At 58.9% G+C, this 22339-nt stretch carries 19 protein-coding genes; 9 read left to right on the forward strand and 10 right to left on the reverse strand.

Annotated elements, in window-relative coordinates:
- Positions 1–13 precede the first annotated feature (13 nt).
- The 3 genes from ACA067_RS32190 to ACA067_RS32200 all read right to left on the reverse strand — a co-directional run bounded on the left by ACA067_RS32190 (position 14) and on the right by ACA067_RS32200 (position 5065).
- Positions 14–2296, reverse strand: a complete 2283-nt coding sequence (locus ACA067_RS32190; RefSeq protein ID WP_497460035.1) for an ABC transporter permease subunit — start codon at positions 2294–2296, stop codon at positions 14–16.
- 231 nt (positions 2297–2527) lie between these two features.
- The gene (locus ACA067_RS32195; protein ID WP_497460036.1) at positions 2528–3526 is read right to left on the reverse strand and encodes a phosphate ABC transporter substrate-binding protein PstS; all 999 of its coding nucleotides are present in this window, start codon (positions 3524–3526) and stop codon (positions 2528–2530) included.
- 240 nt (positions 3527–3766) lie between these two features.
- Complete coding sequence (locus tag ACA067_RS32200) at positions 3767–5065, reverse strand: MFS transporter (RefSeq protein ID WP_497460037.1); 1299 nt, start codon at positions 5063–5065, stop codon at positions 3767–3769.
- Between the two features lie 366 nt (positions 5066–5431).
- On the opposite strand from ACA067_RS32200, the gene ACA067_RS32205 reads away from it, so the two are divergent.
- Positions 5432–5836: an acyl-CoA thioesterase gene (locus tag ACA067_RS32205; protein WP_007896491.1), complete on the forward strand. Its 405-nt coding sequence runs from the start codon at positions 5432–5434 to the stop codon at positions 5834–5836.
- 87 nt (positions 5837–5923) lie between these two features.
- Positions 5924–6823 carry a D-hexose-6-phosphate mutarotase gene (locus ACA067_RS32210; protein WP_497460038.1) on the forward strand — a complete coding sequence of 300 codons (900 nt, stop codon included), beginning with the start codon at positions 5924–5926 and terminating at the stop codon, positions 6821–6823.
- A gap of 125 nt (positions 6824–6948) precedes the next feature.
- Here ACA067_RS32210 and ACA067_RS32215 read toward each other — a convergent pair whose 3' ends face one another.
- The 4 genes from ACA067_RS32215 to purE all read right to left on the reverse strand — a co-directional run bounded on the left by ACA067_RS32215 (position 6949) and on the right by purE (position 9673).
- Positions 6949–7485, reverse strand: coding sequence for a DUF3299 domain-containing protein (locus ACA067_RS32215; protein WP_497462882.1), 537 nt, complete (start codon positions 7483–7485; stop codon positions 6949–6951).
- A gap of 88 nt (positions 7486–7573) precedes the next feature.
- Complete coding sequence (locus ACA067_RS32220; RefSeq protein WP_150800010.1) at positions 7574–7819, reverse strand: GlsB/YeaQ/YmgE family stress response membrane protein; 246 nt, start codon at positions 7817–7819, stop codon at positions 7574–7576.
- A 268-nt stretch (positions 7820–8087) separates the two neighbouring features.
- Positions 8088–9170 carry a 5-(carboxyamino)imidazole ribonucleotide synthase gene (locus ACA067_RS32225; RefSeq protein ID WP_497460039.1) on the reverse strand — a complete coding sequence of 361 codons (1083 nt, stop codon included), beginning with the start codon at positions 9168–9170 and terminating at the stop codon, positions 8088–8090.
- An 11-nt stretch (positions 9171–9181) separates the two neighbouring features.
- Positions 9182–9673, reverse strand: a complete 492-nt coding sequence (gene purE, locus ACA067_RS32230) for a 5-(carboxyamino)imidazole ribonucleotide mutase (RefSeq protein WP_017341565.1) — start codon at positions 9671–9673, stop codon at positions 9182–9184.
- Between the two features lie 462 nt (positions 9674–10135).
- Here purE and ACA067_RS32235 point away from each other — a divergent pair, with 462 nt between their 5' ends.
- Entirely contained in the window at positions 10136–10741 is a 606-nt protein-coding gene (locus ACA067_RS32235) for a hypothetical protein (protein WP_497460040.1), read from the forward strand.
- Positions 10742–10797: 56 nt separating this feature from the next.
- On the opposite strand, the gene ACA067_RS32240 is transcribed toward ACA067_RS32235, so the two are convergent.
- Entirely contained in the window at positions 10798–11709 is a 912-nt protein-coding gene (locus tag ACA067_RS32240; RefSeq protein WP_497460041.1) for a LysR substrate-binding domain-containing protein, read from the reverse strand.
- A 180-nt stretch (positions 11710–11889) separates the two neighbouring features.
- Between ACA067_RS32240 and aspA the strand changes: the two genes are divergently transcribed.
- The 6 genes from aspA to ACA067_RS32270 all read left to right on the forward strand — a co-directional run bounded on the left by aspA (position 11890) and on the right by ACA067_RS32270 (position 19936).
- Positions 11890–13314 carry an aspartate ammonia-lyase gene (gene aspA, locus ACA067_RS32245; RefSeq protein ID WP_154997665.1) on the forward strand — a complete coding sequence of 475 codons (1425 nt, stop codon included), beginning with the start codon at positions 11890–11892 and terminating at the stop codon, positions 13312–13314.
- 387 nt (positions 13315–13701) lie between these two features.
- Positions 13702–15153, forward strand: a complete 1452-nt coding sequence (locus ACA067_RS32250; protein WP_497460042.1) for an alanine/glycine:cation symporter family protein — start codon at positions 13702–13704, stop codon at positions 15151–15153.
- 141 nt (positions 15154–15294) lie between these two features.
- Positions 15295–16299 (forward strand): asparaginase, encoded by a 1005-nt coding sequence (locus ACA067_RS32255; protein ID WP_497460043.1) that lies wholly within the window; start codon positions 15295–15297, stop codon positions 16297–16299.
- 186 nt (positions 16300–16485) lie between these two features.
- Positions 16486–17484, forward strand: a complete 999-nt coding sequence (locus ACA067_RS32260; RefSeq protein ID WP_497460044.1) for an AraC family transcriptional regulator — start codon at positions 16486–16488, stop codon at positions 17482–17484.
- Between the two features lie 292 nt (positions 17485–17776).
- Positions 17777–18808: a histone deacetylase family protein gene (locus ACA067_RS32265; RefSeq protein ID WP_497460045.1), complete on the forward strand. Its 1032-nt coding sequence runs from the start codon at positions 17777–17779 to the stop codon at positions 18806–18808.
- A 12-nt stretch (positions 18809–18820) separates the two neighbouring features.
- The gene (locus ACA067_RS32270; protein WP_497460046.1) at positions 18821–19936 is read left to right on the forward strand and encodes a polyamine ABC transporter substrate-binding protein; all 1116 of its coding nucleotides are present in this window, start codon (positions 18821–18823) and stop codon (positions 19934–19936) included.
- Positions 19937–19976: 40 nt separating this feature from the next.
- Here the strand turns inward: ACA067_RS32270 and ACA067_RS32275 are convergent, their stop codons facing one another.
- Both ACA067_RS32275 and pdxR read right to left on the reverse strand, forming a co-directional pair.
- Entirely contained in the window at positions 19977–20441 is a 465-nt protein-coding gene (locus ACA067_RS32275; protein WP_497460047.1) for a hypothetical protein, read from the reverse strand.
- A gap of 346 nt (positions 20442–20787) precedes the next feature.
- Positions 20788–22338 carry a MocR-like pyridoxine biosynthesis transcription factor PdxR gene (gene pdxR / locus ACA067_RS32280; protein WP_497460048.1) on the reverse strand — a complete coding sequence of 517 codons (1551 nt, stop codon included), beginning with the start codon at positions 22336–22338 and terminating at the stop codon, positions 20788–20790.
- Position 22339: the final 1 nt, after the last annotated feature.

Consider the following 22339-nt stretch of genomic DNA (forward strand, 5'->3'; position numbering starts at 1 on the left):
ACTTCTACCTTTCTTAAAGCGACGAGTATTTCTTGCGCAGACGCTGACGAATCAGCTCCGCGAGGGTGTTCATGACGAAGGTGAACAGCAGCAACACCAGCGCCGAGAGGAACAGCACACGGTAGTGGCTGCCGCCGACTTCCGACTCCGGCATTTCCACTGCGACGTTGGCGGCCAGGGTGCGCAGGCCTTCGAACAGGTTCATTTCCATGACCGGGGTGTTCCCGGTGGCCATCAGCACGATCATGGTTTCACCGACCGCACGGCCCATGCCGATCATCAGCGCCGAGAAGATGCCCGGGCTGGCGGTGAGGATCACCACGCGAGTCATGGTCTGCCACGGCGTGGCGCCAAGGGCCAGGGAACCGAGGGTCAGGCCGCGAGGCACGCTGAATACGGCGTCTTCGGCGATGGAGTAGATGTTCGGGATCACCGCGAAGCCCATGGCCAGACCGACCACCAGTGCGTTGCGCTGGTCGTAGGTGATGCCCAGGTCGTGGGAGATCCACATGCGCATGTCGCCGCCGAAGAACCAGGTTTCCATGTACGGGCTCATGTACAGCGACAACCAGCCAACGAACAGGATCACCGGGATCAGAATCGCGCTTTCCCAACCGTCCGGCACTTTCAGGCGGATGGATTCAGGCAGGCGACTGAAGACGAAACCCGCCACCAGAATGCCGATCGGCAACAGCATCAGCAGGCTGAAGATGCCCGGCAGGTGCCCTTCCACATAGGGTGCGAGGAACAGGCCAGCGAAGAAACCGAGGATCACCGTCGGCATGGCTTCCATCAGCTCGATCACCGGCTTGACCTTGCGGCGCATACCCGGGGCCATGAAATACGCGGTGTAGATTGCAGCGGCAACAGCCAGTGGCGCGGCCAGCAGCATGGCGTAGAACGCTGCCTTCAATGTACCGAAGGTCAGGGGCGCCAGGCTCAACTTTGGTTCGAAATCGGTGTTCGCGGCGGTCGATTGCCAGACGTATTTAGGCTCGTCGTAGTTCTCGTACCAGACCTTGCTCCACAGCGCGCTCCAGGAAACCTCCGGGTGCGGATTCTCCAGCAGCAACGGTTGAATCTTGCCGCCTGCTTCCACGATCACCCGGTTGGCCCGTGGCGAAAGACCAAAGATCCCTTGGCCTTCGACCACCTGATCCACCAGCAACGTGCGGTGCGCAGTACTGTGGAATACCCCGAGCTTGCCGGAGGCGTCGAGGGCGATGAAGCCTTTGCGACGTTCTTCGGCGGTGATTTCAACGATCGGCGTGGTGCCCATCTGGAAGGTACGGATCTGCTTCAGACGCGATTCGCCATCAGGATCGCGCGCCATGAACCATTGGGCCAGACCGCCCTTGGAGTCACCGAGTATCAGCGAAATACCGCCCACCAGTTGGGTGCTGGCGGTGATTTCGGCATCGCCGTTTTCAAGCAGCTTGTAACGACCGTTGAGGCTCTTGTCGCGCAGGCTGAACACATCGGCTTGCGCACGACCGTTAATCACGTACAACCACTGCTGGCGCGGGTCAACGAAGATGTTCTTCACCGGCTCGGTCATCTGCGGCAGATCGATGCGCTTCTGCTCGCTGGTGATTTCGCCGGTCATCATGTTTTCTTCGCTGGTCAGCGACAACACATTGAGTTGCGAACCGCTGGAACCGACCAGCATCAAGGTCGTATCGGTGGCGTTGAGGCTGACGTGCTCCAGCGCACCGCCGGCCTCGTTCAGCGTAATCGGGGCTTCGCCATACGGGTACTCGATGGCCGGCGAGATGGTCTTCTTGCCGTCCGGGTAGCTGACTTTATAGGTGTGACGGAACACTAAAGCCTGGCCGTTGGAAAAGCCCACGGCTACCAGCGGCTGACCGGGCTGGTCTTCACCGATACTCGTCACGCTGGTACCAGCCGGGACCGGCAGCTCGACGCGCTTGAGTTCGGCGCCACTGTCGATGTCGAAGAACAGTGCCTGCCCTTTGTCGGAAACCCGCATGGCGACCTGGTTCTGTTCTTCCAGGGAGATCATCAATGGCTTGCCGGCGTCTTGCATCCAGGCAGGGGTGATGGTGTCTTTGGCGGTCAGGTCGGCGCCCTGGAACAGGGGTAGGACGACATAGCCGAGGAAGAAGAAGATCAGCGTGATCGCGCCCAGGACAGCGAGGCCGCCAACAAGGACGTACCAGCGGGTCAGGCGATCTTTGAGCGCACGAATACGGCGCTTGCGTTGCAACTCAGGCGTATTGAAGTCAATTCGCTTGGGGGGATTTGTAGTCATGGGGGAAGTGGCCAGATCATTCATTCGCACACCCTAGCGATCCTGTATGACAGAAAGATGACAGTGCAGTGACGCAACAAATCCGCCGCCTGTGGGAACCGGCAGCGGACAGAAAATTGGGGGGCGTAGGAGCTGTCGAGGGAACCGAGGCTGCGATCTTTTGATCTTGCGGTTGGAAGCCAGATCAAAAGATCGCAGCCTCAGTTCCCTCGACAGCTCCTACGCAGGCCCGGGGTTGACCCCGGACCTAGGGTTTTACTTTTTTACTACGTTGTTACCTTCCTGCAGGCCCAGGTCAGCCAGTGCTTTTGCAGCAACCTTGGCTGGCAGCGGGATGTAGCCGTCTTTCACCACAACTTCCTGACCCTGCTTGGACAGAATCAGTTTCACGAACTCGGCTTCCAGCGGGGCCAGAGGCTTGTTCGGTGCTTTGTTGACGTAAACGTAGAGGAAGCGCGACAGCGGGTATTTGCCGTTCAGGGCGTTTTCTTCGGTGTCTTCGATGAACTCAGTGCTGCCTTTCTTGGCCAGGGCCACGGTCTTCACGCTGGCGGTCTTGTAGCCGATGCCCGAGTAACCGACGCCGTTCAGCGAGGAGCTGATCGACTGCACGACCGAAGCCGAGCCTGGTTGTTCGTTAACGTTTGGCTTGTAGTCGCCTTTGCACAGGGCTTCTTCTTTGAAGTACCCGTAGGTACCGGATACCGAGTTACGACCGAACAGTTGAACCGGCTTGTTGGCCAGGTCGCCGGTCACGCCCAGGTCGCCCCAGGTTTTGACGTCGGCTTTAGCACCGCACAGACGAGTGGACGAGAAGATCGCGTCAACTTGTTCCATGGTCAGGTGCTGGATCGGGTTGTCCTTGTGCACAAACACAGCCAGGGCATCCACTGCGACCGGGATAGCGGTTGGCTTGTAGCCGTATTTGGTTTCGAAGGCTTGCAGCTCGTTGTCCTTCATTTTGCGACTCATCGGGCCCAGGTTAGCGGTGCCTTCAGTCAGCGCAGGTGGTGCGGTAGAAGAACCGGCAGCCTGAATCTGGATGTTTACGTTCGGGTATTCTTTTTTGTAGTTCTCAGCCCACAGGGTCATGAGGTTGGCCAGGGTATCGGAGCCGACGCTGGACAGGTTGCCCGATACACCAGTGGTCTTGGTGTAGCTCGGGATCGCAGGGTCAACAGCGGCGAACGCGTTGGCAGTCGCAACGCCAGCAGCGACAAAAGTCATTGCCGCCATCAAACGCTTCAGTTTCATGCCTTACTCCTAGCAGATAGGGTGTGTTAAGTCGGGGCCAAGTATCAGCAGGCCGTGTGAACACTCTATGGCTGAAATATGACAATTGGATGAAAGGCCAGCATGTAACGACAGATCATTCCCACGCTCCGCGTGGGAATGCCGCCATGGACGCTCTGCGTCCGCTTTGGGATGTGACGCGGAGCGTCACGGGATGCATTCCCACGCAGAGCGTGGGAATGATCGGTACAAAAAGTCGGCTTAGCGCCCCTTCTTCCAGAGATACCCACCCACCACAATCCCCACACCGCAAAGTACCGCCACGTAATAGGCCGGCCCCATCGGGCTTTCCTTGAGCAGCAGACTGACGATCATCGGCGTCAGGCCACCAAAGATTGCATAGGCGACGTTGTAGGAAAACGACAGGCCACTGAAGCGCACCACCGGTGGGAAGGCTTTGACCATGACGTAGGGCACGGCGCCGATGGTGCCGACCAGCAGGCCGGTCAGGGCGTACAGCGGGAACAGCCAGTCGGGATGCGCGGCCAGGCTGTGGTAGAAGGTCCAGGAACTGATCAATAGCGCCGTACAGCCGAACACGAAGACCCGGCCTGCGCCGAACCGATCCGACAGTGCGCCGGCGATGATGCAGCCGAAGCTCAGAAACACGATCGCCAGGCTATTGGCTTGCAGCGCCGTGGTCGCAGAGAAGTGGTAGACAGTCTGCAACACGGTTGGCGTCATCAGAATCAACACCACGATGGCGGCGGACAACAGCCAGGTCAGCAGCATGGAAATCAGGATCGCACCGCGATGGTCGCGCAACACCGCGCGCAGCGGCACTTCTTCAGCCAGCGCCTTGCGCAGTTGCAGCTCGGCAAACACAGGGGTCTCGTGGAGCCAGCGACGCAGATAAACCGAGAACAGGCCGAACACACCGCCCAGCAGGAACGGAATCCGCCAGGCATAATCCGCGACCTCCACCGGGGTATAAAGGCTGTTAATCGCCGTGGCGACCAATGAGCCCAGCAGAATACCCGCCGTCAGACCGCTGGTCAGCGTGCCGCAAGCGTAACCGATGTGCCGCTGGGGAACGTGTTCGGAGACGAATACCCAGGCGCCCGGCACTTCACCGCCAATCGCGGCGCCCTGAATCACCCGCATCAGCAGCAACAGGATCGGCGCCCACATGCCGATCTGCGCATAAGTGGGCAGCAAACCCATGATCAGGGTCGGCACCGCCATCATGAAAATGCTCAACGTGAACATCTTCTTGCGACCCAGCAGGTCGCCGAAGTGCGCCATGACGATGCCACCCAGCGGCCGCGCCAGGTAACCGGCGGCAAAAATGCCGAACGTCTGCATCAGGCGCAGCCATTCGGGCATGTCGGCAGGGAAAAACAGCTTGCCCACCACCGTGGCGAAGAACACGAAGATGATGAAGTCGTAGAACTCCAGCGCGCCGCCCAGGGCCGAAAGCGATAACGTCTTGTAGTCGCTGCGGGTCAACGGACGTGCCGATTGTGTGGGCTGCGCGATGTTCGAAGGCGCTGTGGTCATGGCAAGGGCTTCTCTTACTAGTCGGATCTGCAACCCCAACAACGCTGGCGGAGGCTTGGGCAGGTCCGGCACGATAGCAAATTGGTCGAAAAAGCATATAGATGTGCGTATTTGACGGTCAAAATGAGAACCAGACGGTCGTCTCGGAGTCTACCGATCGATATACTCGCAATCCTGCGACAACCTGCAAGGGTTGCTGTGCGAAAACGCCTGCCGGGGTTCATAGGCGATTTCGCAGAGTTTCCCTTTAGGCGCCTTACGAAAAACGTGACGAACGTAGTATGTTCGGGGCTGAATCGTTTTTCCTTGAGACGGCTATTCACCTTGAAGTACCAATGAGAGTTACGGGTCAGAGGCACCCCCGGCATGATAGAGCTCGAACAAGAAGATCCAATCCCGCAAGGCGACCTGGCCCTGCAAATCACCGCACTCCCCCGTGAAACCAACGGCTTTGGCGACATTTTCGGCGGCTGGCTGGTGGCGCAGATGGATTTGGCCGGCACCGCAATGGCCAGCAAGGTTGCAGGTGGTCGCGTGGCCACCGTGGCGATCGACCGCATGGCGTTTCTGGTGCCGGTAGCGGTGGGCGCTCAGCTCTCCTTCTATACCCAGGCGCTGGAAATCGGCCGCAGCTCGATCCAGATGATGGTCGAGGTCTGGAGCGACGATCCGTTGTCCAGTGAATGGCGTAAAGTGACCGAAGCGGTATTCGTGTTCGTCGCCATCGATGGCAGCGGCCGCACGCGCTCGGTTCCGCCCAGAGCTCGTTAAACAAGGCCCTGGTAAAACAGGAACCGTTAAACGCGGCGACCGTTTTGCGGTCCATAGCAGTCATTGTTCCTGATCGAGAGCCGTTCCATGACAACGCCCAACGTTGAAGCCGTGAAACTGGATGAACTGAACTGCTGGCGCATCCGCCACGGGCAGGCCGAATTGCTGGTGGCCCAGCAAGGTGCGCACATCCTCAGTTACCAATTGGCCGGCGAGCCGCCGCTGATCTGGCTCAACGACGAGGCTGTGTTCAAGACCGGCAAAAGTATCCGCGCTGGCGTGCCGGTGTGCTGGCCGTGGTTCGGTAATTTTTCGCGCAACCCGCAGAGTGTCCAGGCGATGCGCGTCAGTAGCGAACCACCGACCGCCCATGGGCTGGTCCGGGCGATGGACTGGGAGCTGGGGGGCATCGAAGCTGAAGGCGAGAGCCTGAAAGTGGAATTTCTCCTGCCCTGGCCCGAGGGTGGCTTGCCAGGCTGGCCGCACCAGGTTGATTTGAAGCTGAGCATTCGTCTGGACGAGCAACTGCACATCAGCTTGACCAGCCATAACCAAGGCACCGACAAAGTCACCATCAGCCAGGCGCTGCACAGCTATTTCGCGGTCAGCGATGTGCGCAACGTGCATGTCGAAGGCCTGGATGGCTTGAGTTATATCGAGACGCTGGACGACTGGAAAACCGTGCGTCAGACCGGTGATTTGCGTTTTGCTGGCGAGACCGATCGCATCTATCTCAATACTCCAGCGAAGCTGAGCATTGTCGATCCGGCCTGGGAACGACGCATCGAGCTGACCAGCAGCGGTTCGCGCTCCTCGGTGATCTGGAACCCGTGGATCGATCGTGCCGCGGCGTTCAGCGACATGGCCGACGATGGCTGGCAGCGCATGCTGTGCATTGAGACGGCGAATGTGATGGATGATGTGGTGACGTTGATGCCAGGGGCGAGTCATACCCTTGGTGTCAGCATCGGCAGCAAATCTCTGTAACACCGCAAAACCAAAATGTGGGAGCGAGACCGGCTTGCCGGCGAAGAGGCCATAACATCCAACATCAATGTTGACTGTTACACCGCTTTCGCCGGCAAGCCGGTCTCGCTCCCACAGTTGATCACCTACAAGTCCGATTCCTCCACCACTCTGACCTTCGCCGCATCCAGCGCATACGCCGCGTCAGCCAGGTCGTTGTTGACCTTTTCGATCTTCAGCGTGCCCGTCACCCACAACGGCGTGTAGATATCATCCAGCTTCAAGCCTTTCGGATAACGCACCAGCACCAACTGGTTAGGCGGCGGTGGTGGCACGTGGATGCAGGCGCCCGGATACGGCACCAGGAAGAACAGCGTGCTGTGACCCTTGGCGTCGGACTCCAGCGGCACCGGATAACCGCCGAGGCGGATGTTCTTGTCGTTCATCGACGGCACGGTTTTGGTCGAGTACATCACCGCCGGCAAGCCTTTGCTCTGCTTCATGCCACCCTTTTCGGTGAAGGTGCCATTGGCTTCGGGGGAGTCGTGGTCGATTTCGGGCATGGCCTCGAGGGCTTTCTGGTCCGACTTGGGCATCAGGTCGAGCCAGTCGGTTTCCGGCAGTTCGCCGGCATGGGCAAGGCCCGCACCCAGTAATAGGAAAGTCAGTAAAAGACGGCGCATGAAGGTGCTCGGCAATGGAGAGAACGGTGCAACGCCGAGCATTCTAGCCCTCCCCGCGCGTTTGGCAGAGAGGGCTTTGTCGCTTCAATCAGTTCTTTTTGATCATGCCGTAGATCACCAGCAATATCACGGCACCGACCAGCGCGCCAAGGAAGCCTGCGCCTTCACCGGCCTGGTAGAAGCCCAGGGCCTGGCCGCCATAAGTGGCCGCCAGCGAACCGCCGATACCGAGCAGGATGGTCATGATCCAGCCCATGCTGTCATCGCCCGGTTTCAGGAACCGCGCCAGCAGGCCGACAATCAAGCCGATAAAGATGGTTCCGATAATTCCCATGGCATTTCCCTCTGATTTGAATGGCTTGTGTCCTGTCTCACCAATAATGTTCCGTTTTTGACGAGTGGCTGTTGTCGTCAGGCAAGGCGCCGCGACGAGTCATAGCCAGCTATGGCGAGGAGCGGCAACGCAGCATGACGGCAACAGACGCCGTCAAAAAGGAACAGTATTGGTGAGACAGGACACCCTGCGATAGCCTAGTAAGACTTTGGCATCCTGCCATGAGAGAACGGCGGCCCCTGAATGGTTCCGCCGCTGCCACATGAAACTACTCGGCGATGAGCGCTTCGACCTTGAGGATCTGCGCAGCCAGGGTCTCGCGGTCAGCACACCGCAGGTTGGCGTGACCGACCTTGCGACCGACCTTGAACGCCTTGCCATAGTGATGCAGATGGCAATCGGCGATGGCCAGGACTTTCTCGGTGTCCGGCACTTTGCCGATGAAGTTGAGCATCGCGCTCTCGCCGACCTTGGCCGTCGAACCCAGCGGCAGCCCGGCAACGGCCCGCAGGTGGTTTTCGAACTGGCTGCACTCGGCGCCTTCGGTGGTCCAGTGCCCGGAGTTGTGCACGCGCGGGGCGATTTCGTTGGCCTTCAGGCCACCGTCGACTTCAAAGAACTCGAACGCCATCACGCCGACATAATTCAGCTGCTTGAGCACACGGCTGGAATAGTCTTCTGCCAGCGCTTGCAACGGGTGCTCGGTGCTGGCCACGGACAGTTTGAGAATGCCGCTGTCGTGAGTGTTGTGCACCAACGGATAGAACCGGGTCTCGCCATCGCGAGCACGCACGGCGATCAGCGAGACTTCACCAGTGAATGGCACGAAGCCCTCCAGCAAGCAGGCCACGCTGCCCAGTTCCGCGAAAGTGCCGACGACATCTTCAGGCTTGCGCAGGACTTTCTGGCCCTTGCCGTCGTAACCCAGGGTGCGGGTTTTCAACACGGCCGGCAAACCGATGGCAGCCACGGCGGCGTCCAGGTCCGCTTGCGACTGAATGTCGGCGAACGCCGGGGTTGGAATCCCCAGGTCCTTGAACATGCTCTTCTCGAACCAGCGATCACGCGCGATGCGCAGGGCTTCGGCGCTCGGGTAGACCGGAACGAATTGCGACAGGAAGGCCACGGTTTCGGCCGGGACGCTTTCAAATTCGAAGGTCACCAGATCGACTTCATCGGCCAGCTGACGCAGATGGTCCCGATCGCCGTAATCGGCCCGCAGGTGTTCGCCCAGCGCGGCTGCGCAGGCATCCGGCGCCGGGTCCAGGAAAGCGAAGTTCATGCCCAGCGGGGTGCCCGCCAGCGCCAACATGCGACCCAACTGGCCGCCACCGATTACACCGATCTTCATCGTCAACAACCTCAGGCGATGCGTGGGTCTGGATTTTCCAGGACGCTGTCTGTCTGCTCAGCACGGAAAGTTTTCAGCACCGCGTGAAACTGCGGGTGCTTGGCGCCCAGGATGCTCGCCGAGAGCAGGGCTGCGTTAATCGCGCCGGCCTTGCCGATGGCCAGGGTCGCGACCGGAATGCCCGCAGGCATCTGCACGATCGACAGCAGCGAGTCGACGCCCGACAGCATTGACGACTGTACCGGCACACCCAGCACCGGCAGGTGGGTCTTGGCCGCACACATGCCTGGCAAGTGGGCCGCGCCGCCAGCACCGGCAATAATCACCTCGATGCCCCGTGCCTCGGCCTCTTCGGCATACTGGAACAGCAGGTCCGGGGTGCGGTGGGCAGAGACCACTTTCACCTCGTAGGGGATGCCGAGCTTTTCCAGCATATCGGCGGTGTGGCTAAGGGTGGACCAATCGGACTTGGAGCCCATGATCACGCCAACCAGTGCGCTCATCGTCGTGCCTCTTCTCTCTGGGCGCCCGCAGGCGCGTCAAAAAACAACAAGCCACGCGGGAGATCCGGCGTGGCTTGAGTGTACGAATTAGGGCCGGGCGAACCGGCCGAAGGCCGCGCAGTATACCGTAATGAGGCAGATAAACAGCCCCCGTTGCGACCATCTGTCATTGTGCCGCAATCCGGGGATTTATTGACTCAAAGGTCAGCCGACGTGGGCGACCCAGGGAGAGCAATCCGGTTACCGAATGCACGTTCATTCACCCTTCCAAAAACCCGGAAAGTCTAAATATGTACGGTTTCCAGCGTGACGAAACAGGCTGAAATATACGTCCACTCGCCAAATCAAAACATACTGGTTAATTTAACTTTCGCCGCTTTACTTTTATTATTATCACGGCCACCAACAACATATCTCTCAAATTTAACTGGATTTTGACAACCCATTGGCAAGGATTCAAGGATGACTTTGAACAATGAAAACAAACGAAAAGAGCCTATTGATGTTATTGCCGTCATTCACAACGACTTACCAGAATCGACGAGCAAGACGATTTACGCTGATCATTTCCAACCTCTCGTAAGCGAACTGGAAAGCTTCACCGAGCGAAAAGTTAATGTCATCTTCGCGGGCGGCGAGCCCTATAGCAACTTTGATTACAAAGGCAACGACACACTAAAAACCCTGCAAAGATGGCAAGCCTTGTGCTTTAAACTCCTTGAGGAAATGAAGAATGAAGCCTTAGATATAAAGATCAATAGTGATTTGACCAAAGTCATTTTGGTCACGCGCGATATGTTGAACGATGACGCGGCAGGTGCTGCACTTATTTGGCCGCCCGCCAGGCCCGGGAAAGTCGCAATCGCATCAGTGAAAAGCTATCAAATTGTCGGACATGAAATTGGTCACTTGCTTGGGGCCAAACATGAAGACTCGGAAGTTCAGTTCACCCCCTGGTTCGCCGACACCTACATGACACCCAAGCAGGATATGTTCGCAGCCAACACGTACACCTTCAGTCCCGTCAACCGGCAAAACATCAAGAACTATCTGGCCGACAAAGATTGACGTTTCAACCTGATTATCGACAGAGGCGCGCAATAAACGCCTCTGTCTTCTTCGGTTTAAAGGTTGGCACTCGCCGCTCCACCTTCAAGTTTGCGCCACAACAACCGCACATTCGCCTTGCGCACCAGCGCGCAGCGATACAAACGAATCTCCAGCGGCACATGCCATTGCGGGCCGCCGCAGACCACCAGCTCACCGCGCGCCAGTTCGGCGCGCACGCTGAGCTGCGGCACCCAGGCGATGCCCAGCCCCTCCAGCGCCATGCTTTTCAGGCTATCGGCCATGGCCGTCTCGTAGATGGTGGTGAAACGCAACGCACGCTGACGCAGCAGCAAGTTCACTGAACGCCCGAGAAATGCCCCGGCACTGTAGGCGAGCAGCGGCACACTGCCTTCGCCTTCCAGATCAAACAGCGGTTTACCCTCCGCATCGGCCGCGCAAACCGGTAACATTTCGGTATTCCCCAAATGCAGCGACGGGAAAATTTCCGGATCCATCTGCATTGCAGCGTCCGGGTCATAGAACGCCAACATCAGGTCACATCCTCCTTCACGCAGGGCATGCACAGCGTCACCCACGTTGGTCGCCACCAGCCGCGTGGCAATGTTCAGGCCCTCGTTACGCAACTGCGCAATCCACCGCGGAAAAAATCCCAGGGCCAACGAGTGAGCGGCAGCGACTTGCATCACCTCGCCCTGCCCGCCTTCCAGATGATGCAGATGGCGTAGTACTTCGCCGAGCTGCTCGACCACGGTCCGCGCGGTCACCAGAAATAGTTGCCCCGCCGCGGTCAGCTCGATCGGCGTGCGCGAGCGATTGACCAACGTCAGTCCGAGCGCGGCTTCCAGGCTGCGGATTCGCCGACTAAAAGCGGGCTGGGTCACGAAGCGCCGTTCGGCAGCCTGGGAGAAGCTGCGGGTGGCGGCCAAGGCACTGAAGTCCTCGAGCCATTTACTTTCCAGATTCATCACGTCCTCCCGGACACGCACCAAAATAGGTCACACGCTCGCCGCATACACGGCGTCACACCGGTATTATGCCGAATATGCATAGGCCAGTGTTTAACAGCATTGGCCCAAAATGCTTCACAAGCCTAGCATTTGCAGTGTTCCGGCACAGACCGGGTCCTTATCGAGATGATTTCTATCATGTCCTCCGCTGCATCTTTCCGCACAGAAAAAGACCTGCTTGGCGTACTCGAAGTACCTGCTCAAGCGTACTACGGCATCCAGACCCTGCGAGCGGTGAATAACTTCCGTCTCTCCGGCGTTCCGATTTCGCATTACCCTAAGCTGGTTGTCGGCCTGGCAATGGTCAAACAGGCCGCCGCTGACGCCAACCGCGAGCTGGGCCATCTGAGCGAAGCCAAGCACGCTGCCATCAGCGAAGCCTGTGCCCGTTTGATCCGCGGCGATTTCCACGAAGAGTTCGTGGTGGACATGATTCAAGGCGGCGCTGGCACTTCGACCAACATGAATGCCAACGAAGTGATCGCCAACATTGCCCTGGAGGCCATGGGTCACCAGAAAGGCGAATACCAGTACCTGCACCCGAACAACGACGTGAACATGGCGCAGTCGACCAACGACGCCTACCCGACGGCAATCCGTCTGGGTCTGCTGTTGGGCCACGACGCGCTGCTGGCCAGCCTCGACAGCCTGATCCAGGCGTTCGCCGCCAAGGGTCAAGAATTCAGCCATGTTCTGAAGATGGGCCGTACCCAGCTGCAAGACGCCGTGCCGATGACCCTGGGTCAGGAATTCCGTGCCTTCGCCACCACGTTGAGCGAAGATCTGGCCCGCCTGAAGACCCTGGCACCGGAACTGCTGACCGAAGTGAACCTCGGTGGCACCGCGATCGGCACCGGCATCAACGCCGACCCGCGTTACCAGCTCCTGGCCGTTCAACGCCTGGCACTGATCAGCGGTCAACCGCTGGTGCCGGCCGCCGATTTGATCGAAGCCACTTCCGACATGGGTGCCTTCGTACTGTTTTCCGGCATGCTCAAGCGCACCGCGGTCAAGCTGTCGAAGATCTGCAACGACCTGCGCCTGCTGTCCAGCGGCCCACGCACCGGCATCAATGAGATCAACTTGCCGGCACGTCAGCCAGGCAGCTCGATCATGCCAGGCAAGGTCAACCCGGTAATCCCGGAAGCCGTGAACCAGGTGGCGTTCCAGATCATTGGCAACGACCTCGCGCTGACCATCGCGGCCGAAGGCGGCCAGCTGCAACTGAACGTGATGGAACCGCTGATCGCGTTCAAGATCTTCGACTCGATCCGCCTGTTGCAACGCGCCATGGACATGCTGCGCGAGCACTGCATCGTCGGCATCACCGCCAACGAAGAGCGTTGCCGCGAGCTGGTCGAACATTCGATCGGCCTGGTCACCGCACTGAACCCGTACATCGGCTATGAAAACGCCACCCGCATTGCCCGCATCGCCCTGGAAAGCGGCCGCGGCGTGCTGGAACTGGTGCGCGAAGAAGGCTTGCTCGACGACGCAATGCTCGCCGACATCCTGCGCCCGGAAAACATGATCGCTCCGCGTCTGGTGCCTTTGAAGGCTTGACCAAACGCCCGGCTCTCTTCTCTTTTAACGAAGAGTACGAAGGGCCACGCTCACCAGGTCGAGGGACTAGACACCTCTCACCTTTTGAGGGCTTGGGGATTTATTCCCCAGGCCCTTTTTTTTAAAAGCAAAAAGATCTTCTGATGTTGCACCACAACCGGGCAGACGGGCGCCGCACTCATCGGTATAGTGCCGCCCCTCTTCGCATGAGCGGTCGTCGGTAACGAGGCCTAAACCCATGCGAACCCCGAACTAATAACAAACCCGCAATTTGGAACCGGGACGAAATCTTCGCCTCGCCTGTTTTGCAGTGCGCAAACCGGTGTAACGCGATGTTTCCGCCCCGCCCAGCTTTTGCTCTACATAAAAAACAGCGAGGAATACTCCATGCTCGAAGTCATTAACGACTTCCTCTCAGGGAAAGTACTGATCGTGCTCATTGTCGGGCTCGGTAGCTACTTCACGATCCGCTCGCGTTTCGTACAACTGCGCCACTTCTTCCACATGTTCGCGGTGTTCCGCGACAGCCTCAAAAGCAGCGCCGGTCAACTCAGCTCCTTCCAGGCCTTAATGCTGAGCCTTGCAGGCCGCGTCGGTGCGGGCAACATTGCCGGTGTCGGCATCGCCGTGACCCTGGGCGGTCCAGGTGCAGTGTTCTGGATGTGGGTGACCGCGCTGGTCGGCATGTCCAGCAGCTTCTTCGAATGCTCCCTCGGCCAGCTCTACAAGCGCTGCGACTCCGACGGCACCTACCGTGGCGGCCCGTCCTATTACATCCAGCACGGCCTGCAGAAACGCTGGCTAGGCATGATCATGGCGTTCCTGCTGCTGATCACGTTCGGCTTCGCCTTCAACGGTCTGCAATCCCACGCTGTAACGCACTCGCTGAACAACGCCTTCGGCCTCGACACCACTTACACCGGCATCGGTCTGGCTGTGTTGCTGGGCCTGGTGTTCATTGGCGGCATCAAGCGTATCGCCAAAGTCGCCGACCTGCTGGTACCGGTGAAAACCCTGGTGTACATCGGCGTGACCATCTACGTGATCGTGCTGCAGTTCGATCAGGTGCCAGGCATGTTGATGACCATCGTCAAAAGCGCCTTCGGTCTTGACCAGGCTTTCGGTGGCCTGATCGGCAGCGCGATCGTGATGGGCGTGAAGCGCGGCGTGTTCGCCAACGAGGCAGGCCTGGGCAGTGCGCCTAACGTGGCCGCTGTGGCGTCGGTCGAGCACCCGGTGGCACAAGGCGTGGTTCAGGCGTTCAGCGTGTTCCTCGACACCTTCGTGATCTGCACCTGCACTGCCTTGCTGATCCTGCTCTCGGGCTTCTATACCCCGGGCTTCGAAGGCGACGGCATTGCCCTGACCCAGAACTCCCTGGCCGCAGTGGTCGGTGACTGGGGCCGGATGTTCATCTCGGTAGCGCTGGCGTTGTTCGTGTTCACCTCGATCCTCTACAACTACTACCTGGGCGAAAGTAACCTGCGCTTCCTGATCGGAGAAAACCGCAAAGCGTTGATCGGCTACCGCGCACTGGTACTGGTGTTGATTTTCTGGGGCGCTATCGAGAACCTCGGAACGGTGTTCGCGTTCGCTGACATCACCATGACCATGCTCGCCTTCGTGAACCTGATCGCGCTGTTCCTGCTGTTCAAAGTCGGTATGCGCATCCTGCGTGACTACGATGACCAGCGCGCTGCCGGCATCAAGACGCCGGTGTTTGACTCGAGCAAGTTCCCGGACCTGGACCTTGATCTGAAAGCCTGGCCAGCGAACCCGCCGGCTGCCGCCACTAAGGCTGAAGCCGAGCCGCAAGGCGTACCCGCAGCGCAACGCTGATCGGTTAAAGTGCGAAATCCCATGTGGGAGCGAGCCTGCTCGCGAAAGCGGTTGCCCAGTCAACATTGATGTTGAATGTGCCGGCCCTTTCGCGAGCAAGCTTGCTCCTGCACTGGAAGTCATCGTTCTCGGAGAGTCCCCATGAATTCCTCGACCTACCCTGCCGCCCAGCACGTCATGGTGCTCTACACCGGCGGCACCATCGGTATGCAAGCCAGTGCCCACGGCCTGGCCCCGGCGTCCGGTTTCGAAGCGCGGATGCGCGAATACCTGCACAGCCAGCCTGAGCTAGTGGTGCCGCAGTGGCGCTTTCGCGAGATGTCGCCGCTGATCGACAGCGCCAACATGAGCCCGGCGTACTGGCAGCAACTGCGTGAAGCGGTGGTCGACGCTGTTGATGTACAAGGCTGCGACAGCGTACTGATCCTGCATGGCACCGACACGTTGGCCTACAGCGCTGCGGCCATGAGTTTTCAGTTGCTCGGACTGCATGCCCGCGTAGTCTTCACCGGCTCGATGCTGCCGGCCGGCGTGACCGACAGCGATGCCTGGGAAAACCTCAGCGGGGCACTGGTTGCTTTGGGCCAGGGCTTGGCACCGGGTGTTCATCTGTACTTCCACGGCGAACTACTGGACCCGACCCGTTGCGCGAAGGTTCGCAGTTTCGGTCGTCACCCCTTCAAGCGACTTGAGCGTCAGGGCGGCGGTCTGAAGGCCACTCCGCTGCCAGGTGAACTGAATTACCGTCAGAACACGCAACTGGCGAAAGTCGGCGTGCTGCCGTTGGTTCCCGGTATCGGTGCCGAGCAACTTGATGGTGTGCTCAATAGCGGTATTCAAGCCCTGATATTGGAGTGTTACGGCAGCGGCACGGGGCCGAGCGACAATCCGGAGTTTCTCGCCGCCCTTTCGCGAGCACGAGACAACGGCGTGGTGGTGGTTGCAGTTACGCAGTGTCATGAAGGTGGCGTCGAGCTGGATGTGTACGAAGCCGGGAGCCGCTTGCGTGGCGTTGGCGTGCTGTCGGGAGGCGGCATGACCCGTGAGGCGGCGTTTGGCAAGTTGCATGGGTTGCTGGGCGCCGGGCTGGACACTGCTGAAGTGCGGCGACTGGTCGAGCTCGACCTCTGCGGCGAACTGAGCTGACCTTCAAACCTGACACAAAACCCTGTGGGAGCGGCGGTGCGGCGATCCGACTTGCCCGCGAAGACGGCGGCACATGCAACATTGATGTGGCTGACACACCGCTATCGCGAGCAAGCTCGCTCCTACAGGTTCCTCGCTCGGCATGTAACTTGCTGCGTTCCTGCCATCCCAAGGCTGGAACCTCCCATGCTCCATTCCCACCTCACCACCCTCAACGCCGTTTCTCTGGTGCTCAACACTTTCAACGCCGAAGGTCTGTCCAGCGAAGCACTGCTCGCGGGAAGCGGCATCAGTGCGGCGGATCTGAACCGCGCGGACACGCGCATCACCACCAACCAGGAGATGCAGGTTTGCGCCAACGCCGTCGCGCTCAAGCGTGACATCGGCCTGGAACTGGGCCGGCGGATGCACGTTTCCTCCTACGGCATGCTCGGCTATGCCCTGCTCACCAGTGCCACCTTCGGTGACGCGTTACGTCTGGCGATGCGTTATCCAGCGCTGTTGGGAACACTTTTCGAGCTGGGCCTTGAGGACGATGGCCAGCGTATCTGGTTCGTGGCCGCCGATTACCGCGAAAATCCGGCGCTGGCCGTATTCAACGCCGAGTTCTGTCTGGTGTCGTTGAAAACCATCTGCGACGACCTGCTCGGCCATCCACTGCCGTTGCTGGCTGCCCGTTTCGAACATGTCGCGCCCGACTATGAAGCCACGTATGCGGAACACTTCAACTGCCCGCTGCACTTCGAGGCCCGGGACAACGCCTTCGCTTTCGACAAAAACTGGCTTGACCGCCCCCTGCCGCTTGCCGATGTCATCACCCATCAGGCCATGGCCGAACGCTGCCGCAAACAGAACACCGAATTCACTGGCCGTCAGGCCTGGCTGGGACGGATTCGGCAGTTACTCCGGGCGCAACTGAATGCGGCGCCGGGGCTGGAGGGGTTGGCCGAGCAGATGAATTGTTCGGCGCGCACGTTGCGCCGGCATCTGAAGGACCTTGGGTGCAGTTATCAGGAATTGCTCGACGAATTACGCTTCGAACAGGCCAAGCTCATGCTTTGTGAGGACCAGGTGCCGATCTACCAGATTGCCGAGGCGCTGGGCTTCAGCGAGACCGCGAGCTTTCGTCATGCGTTTATGCGATGGAGCGGTGTGGCGCCGAGTCAGTTCAGGCCACATCGATAACTTGTGGGAGCTGGCTTGTCGGATCGCCGCATCGCTGCGATAGCGGAGTGTCAGGCGACGTTGATGTCTGCTGTGCCGACGCCTTCGCGGGCAAGTCGGATCGCCGTACCGCCGCTCCCACAGGGTTAGCATTCCAAGCCTCATAGGGGAGCACTCCCGCACAAATGTAAGGGGCGAATTTCGGTCAACTATTTTGGCCATATCGATCCCTTTTTGGCCTTTTCTGCCATTCTCTGAAACGCCCCGCACCGCAAGACTGTGTTCAACCGAATCAGCCTGCGGAGAACAAGAAATGCTGACGATCTACTCGGATGATCACCACCTGCACCATGGCCGTTGCGAATTGATCGACGGGCAACTCAAGCCGTGCTTCGAAATGCCTTCGCGTGCAGATCATGTGCTGGCACGGGTGCAAAAGCAGAACCTCGGCCCCATAGAACCGCCGAAGGATTTCGGCCTCGACCCAATCGCGCGCATCCACAGCCGCGACTATCTCGATTTCTTCAAAGGTGCCTGGGCGCGCTGGACCGAGTTCAATACCGATGGCGACTTGCTGCCCTATACCTGGCCAGCCCGCACCCTGCGCCCGATCATCCCCACCAGCCTGCACGGCCAGCTCGGCTATTACAGCTTCGACGGCGGCGCGCCGATCACTGCAGGTACCTGGCAAGCGGCGTACAGCGCAGCGCAAGTGGCCCTCACTGCCCAGGGTGAAATCCAGCGCGGCGCCCGCAGTGCCTTCGCCCTGTGCCGTCCACCTGGTCATCATGCCGCCAGTGATTTGATGGGGGGTTATTGCTACCTCAACAACGCCGCCATCGCCGCTCAGGCCTTCCTCGATCAAGGCCACAAAAAGGTCGCGATCCTCGACGTCGACTATCACCACGGCAATGGCACCCAATCGATTTTCTACGAGCGCAGCGACGTGCTCTTCACTTCGATCCACGGGCATCCGGAAGCCGAGTTTCCGTTCTTCCTCGGCTATGAAGATGAGCTGGGTGAAGGCGCGGGCGAAGGTTTCAACTTCAACTACCCTTTGCCCGCGGGCAGCGGCTGGGACAGCTGGAGCTCCGCTCTGGAGCAGGCCTGCAAGGAGATCGAAAAGTACGGTGCGGACATTGTCGTCGTTTCCCTGGGCGTCGACACCTTCAAGGACGACCCGATTTCCCAGTTCAAGCTCGACAGCCCGGATTACCTGGCGATGGGCGAGCGCATCGCACGCCTCGGCAAGCCGACGTTGTTCGTGATGGAAGGCGGTTATGCGGTAGAGGAGATCGGCATCAATGCCGTGAACGTTCTCGAAGGTTTTGAAAGCGCTCAATGAGGAATTGGAACAATGCATCAACTCAAGCGTTTTATAGCTCCCGCACTTTTCCCGGCAGTGCTATGCGCCACAGTGCTCAGTGGCGCCGTTCACGCTGAAGAGCGAACGTTGCGCGTCTACAACTGGTTCGACTACATCACGCCCAAGGCGCTGGAAGATTTCAAGACCCAGAACACCCAGACCAAGCTGGTCTACGACATCTTCGACACCAACGAAGCACTGGAAGCCAAGCTGCTGACCGGCAACTCCGGCTACGACGTGGTGGTGCCATCCAACGTGTTCCTCGCCAAGCAGATCGAAGCCGGCGTGTTCCAGCCACTGGATCGCAGCAAGCTGCCGAACTGGAACCACCTCGATCCCAAGCTGATGAAGCTGATCGAAGCCAACGACCCCGGCAATAAATTCGCCGTGCCCTACATGTACGGCACCATCCTGATCGGCTTCAACCCGGACAAGGTCAAGGCTGCCTTGGGCGCCAACGCCCCGGTGGACAGTTGGGACCTGATCTTCAACGAAGAGCACATCAGCAAGCTCAAGCAGTGCGGCGTCGCCCTGCTCGACTCGCCGTCGGAGATCCTGCCGCTGGCCCTGCAACACCTCGGCCTGGACCCCAACAGCACGAAGCCGGCGGACTACGCGAAGGCTGAAGCCTTGCTGATGAAGATTCGCCCCTACGTCACCTACTTTCACTCATCCAAATACATGGCCGACATCGCCAACGGCGACATCTGCGTCGCGGTCGGTTACTCCGGCAGTTTCTCCCAGGCCGCCAACCGCGCCAAGGAAGCCAAGAATGGCGTGATCGTCGACATGCGCCTGCCGAAAGAAGGCGCACCGATCTGGTTCGACATGCTCGCCATCCCCAAAGGCGCGAAGAACCCGCAAGACGCCTACACCTTCATCAACTATTTGCTGCAACCCCAGGTGATCGCGCCGGTCAGCGATTTCGTCGGTTATCCGAACCCGAACAAGGACGCCACGGAAATGGTCGACCCGGCGATCCGCAACAATCCGAACCTGTACCCGACCGAAACGGCGATGGGCACGCTCTACACCCTGCAACCGCTGCCCCGCGATGCCGAACGTGCGCGAACCCGGGCCTGGACCAAGATCAAATCAGGGACATAAGGCTTTGGAAACCTCCTGCTGCTGGCAGGAGGTTGGTTTTTCAAGTCAGGGACAAGTGTTGCAAGTCGCTGACCTTAAAACTGGCTTCAGTTATTCTTTTATAAGGCAACCCTTCAACCAGCCTTACATTAAATCCAGCCGAAAACTCACTATCAGTGGCCCTACAAATATTCGCCTTGCCCTGTTCCGCCGGATACTCCTGAAACGGCTCTTCTTCATTCTCAATCATATAACCAATTGTAACTTTCCCGTCGAGACTGACATCGTATTCGCCGGTCCCTAGATCGTCATCAGCGGCCACCGAGATATATCGACGGTTATTACCCTCATGAATGACCCCCACCACAATTCTTACACCAAAACTTATAAAACCGCGAATATCCTGCGCCGAAAAGGAAACGTCATCAATCAAAGCAGTAAAGTGATCTCCCCCGGCCAGCTGCCGAGTTTGACATTTTGTCGCCTCGATTGCTGCATTCAGGCATTTTTCGTGTGAATGTTTCATCTGTATATTCCTTGATGCATTCGAGCAAAAATTTCCGACCTGATTTCAGCTCATTCGCTGATCAGGCAGTGAAGGGCCAATTGTTCAATAGACTGTCTGGACAAAGAATGCAGAGTTGAACAACCCACCCTGTCCCTGATAGGTGATATGAGCACTTTATTCGTAACCCACTGAATATTTATGCCCTTGGATATACACCGTCAACGCTTAAAAATTATCTGTTTGTAAAGTTGAGCCCATTGATGGGGTTTTACGCAAGATCGATGACCCGGCGTTACGAAAGCTATTTTTTGACCTGTAGCCTGCAGTCGAAAACTGGCGTGCAACCCTGGCGGTGGTGCAAGACTCATGTGCGCCAGATTCTGTCCAGACGCCGGAGTGCTTCGATGATCGCGACTTCGGGCACCGCCGCAAAACCCAGGACCAGTCCGGCGCGCTGGTCCTCCGGTTTTTGCGAGTCCGGTAACCAGTAGCTGCTCAGGGCATTGATCTCGACATCGACGCTGGCCGCTTTTTCGATCAGCGCCTGCTCGCGGGCCGCAGACTCGACCGCGACCATCAAGTGCAGCCCTGCCGCGACACTCGGCAGGCAACCGATACCGGGAATACCCTGAGGCCAACCGGACAGCAATGTATTACGTCGGCTCAGCGCAGCACGCCGCATACGCCGAATGTGTCGCTGGAAATGCCCGGAGGCCATGAACTCGGCCATCACCGCCTGAGTGCTGACCTCGGAATGCCGTACATCCACCGCACGACGTTGGGAGAACGCGTTCACCAATGCTGGCGGCAACACCAGATAACCCAGGCGCAGCGCCGGGAAGGCAACTTTGCCGAAGGTCCCGACATACAGCACTCGCCCCTGCCGATCGAGTGCCGCCAAGGGTGCCAATGGCGCGCCGCTGTAGCGGTACTCGCCATCGTAGTCGTCCTCGACAATCCAGCCTTGGGTGCGTTCAGCCCAGGCCAGCAGTTCCAGGCGACGTGCCAGGCTCATGACCACCCCGGTCGGGTACTGATGCGACGGAGTGACATAAGCCAGACGACAATTAGCGAGCTCCGCCAATTCGGTGCAGTCGATACCCTCGCTATCTACCGCTATCCCGTGCAATCGCGCACCGGCCACTGCGAATGCATGCGCCGCGGCGCGATACCCCGGATTCTCGATCGCCACCCCATCGCCCGGCTCCACCAGCAGCTGTGCACAAAGGCTGATCCCCTGCTGCGCACCACAGGTGATCACAATTTGCTCAGCCGAGCACTGCATGCCCCGCGAGCTGCGCAAATACGCAGCAATCAGACTGCGTAATCGCTGGTCACCAGCCGGATCGCCATAACACAGCTGCTGTAAATCAGGTTTGCGCCAGAAAGCCGCGTTCAGCTTGGCCCACACCCCAAACGGAAACAGATCAAAAGCCGGAACACCGACCCGAAAAGCCCGGGGCGGACCACTCGGCGGTGTTGCCAAATGATTCCTTTCTACCCTCTCCAGGGCACCGCTGTGGATAACTTTGCTGGATGAAACCGCAGGTAATTCCAGCCCGTTTGTGGATAAGGCTGTGGGTAACCCTGTTGGCAACCCTGTGGATATTTTTGTGGATAGTTTTTTCGCCGACAGCATCGCTTGAGGCAGTTTTGCAACATAAGTGCCGTCGCCAACGCGCCCTTCGATAAAGCCCTCGGCGTAGAGCTGATCATAGGCCCGGACCACGCTGTTGCGGGAAATCGCCAATGCCGCCGCCAGATCGCGACTGGCCGGTAATCGCGTGCCACTGGCCAGTCTGCCGTCGAGCACGCGTACCCGTAACGCCTGATACAACTGACGACTCAAGCCCTGACGGCGATCAAGTTCGATACCCGCAGGATTGAACGACAAGGACAGTGATTCGCTGGTCATG

The sequence above is a fragment of the Pseudomonas sp. LBUM1674 genome (genome assembly GCF_059695635.1).

Bases quoted from the DNA above. Each gene is read 5' to 3' on its own strand.
- ACA067_RS32190 (WP_497460035.1), bottom strand. From the start codon at position 2,296: ATGAATGATCTGGCCACTTCCCCCATGACTACAAATCCCCCCAAGCGA.
- ACA067_RS32195 (WP_497460036.1), bottom strand. From the start codon at position 3,526: ATGAAACTGAAGCGTTTGATGGCGGCAATGACTTTTGTCGCTGCTGGC.
- ACA067_RS32200 (WP_497460037.1), bottom strand. From the start codon at position 5,065: ATGACCACAGCGCCTTCGAACATCGCGCAGCCCACACAATCGGCACGT.
- ACA067_RS32205 (WP_007896491.1), top strand. From the start codon at position 5,432: ATGATAGAGCTCGAACAAGAAGATCCAATCCCGCAAGGCGACCTGGCC.
- ACA067_RS32210 (WP_497460038.1), top strand. From the start codon at position 5,924: ATGACAACGCCCAACGTTGAAGCCGTGAAACTGGATGAACTGAACTGC.
- ACA067_RS32215 (WP_497462882.1), bottom strand. From the start codon at position 7,485: ATGCGCCGTCTTTTACTGACTTTCCTATTACTGGGTGCGGGCCTTGCC.
- ACA067_RS32220 (WP_150800010.1), bottom strand. From the start codon at position 7,819: ATGGGAATTATCGGAACCATCTTTATCGGCTTGATTGTCGGCCTGCTG.
- ACA067_RS32225 (WP_497460039.1), bottom strand. From the start codon at position 9,170: ATGAAGATCGGTGTAATCGGTGGCGGCCAGTTGGGTCGCATGTTGGCG.
- purE (WP_017341565.1), bottom strand. From the start codon at position 9,673: ATGAGCGCACTGGTTGGCGTGATCATGGGCTCCAAGTCCGATTGGTCC.
- ACA067_RS32235 (WP_497460040.1), top strand. From the start codon at position 10,136: ATGACTTTGAACAATGAAAACAAACGAAAAGAGCCTATTGATGTTATT.
- ACA067_RS32240 (WP_497460041.1), bottom strand. From the start codon at position 11,709: ATGAATCTGGAAAGTAAATGGCTCGAGGACTTCAGTGCCTTGGCCGCC.
- aspA (WP_154997665.1), top strand. From the start codon at position 11,890: ATGTCCTCCGCTGCATCTTTCCGCACAGAAAAAGACCTGCTTGGCGTA.
- ACA067_RS32250 (WP_497460042.1), top strand. From the start codon at position 13,702: ATGCTCGAAGTCATTAACGACTTCCTCTCAGGGAAAGTACTGATCGTG.
- ACA067_RS32255 (WP_497460043.1), top strand. From the start codon at position 15,295: ATGAATTCCTCGACCTACCCTGCCGCCCAGCACGTCATGGTGCTCTAC.
- ACA067_RS32260 (WP_497460044.1), top strand. From the start codon at position 16,486: ATGCTCCATTCCCACCTCACCACCCTCAACGCCGTTTCTCTGGTGCTC.
- ACA067_RS32265 (WP_497460045.1), top strand. From the start codon at position 17,777: ATGCTGACGATCTACTCGGATGATCACCACCTGCACCATGGCCGTTGC.
- ACA067_RS32270 (WP_497460046.1), top strand. From the start codon at position 18,821: ATGCATCAACTCAAGCGTTTTATAGCTCCCGCACTTTTCCCGGCAGTG.
- ACA067_RS32275 (WP_497460047.1), bottom strand. From the start codon at position 20,441: ATGAAACATTCACACGAAAAATGCCTGAATGCAGCAATCGAGGCGACA.
- pdxR (WP_497460048.1), bottom strand. From the start codon at position 22,338: ATGACCAGCGAATCACTGTCCTTGTCGTTCAATCCTGCGGGTATCGAA.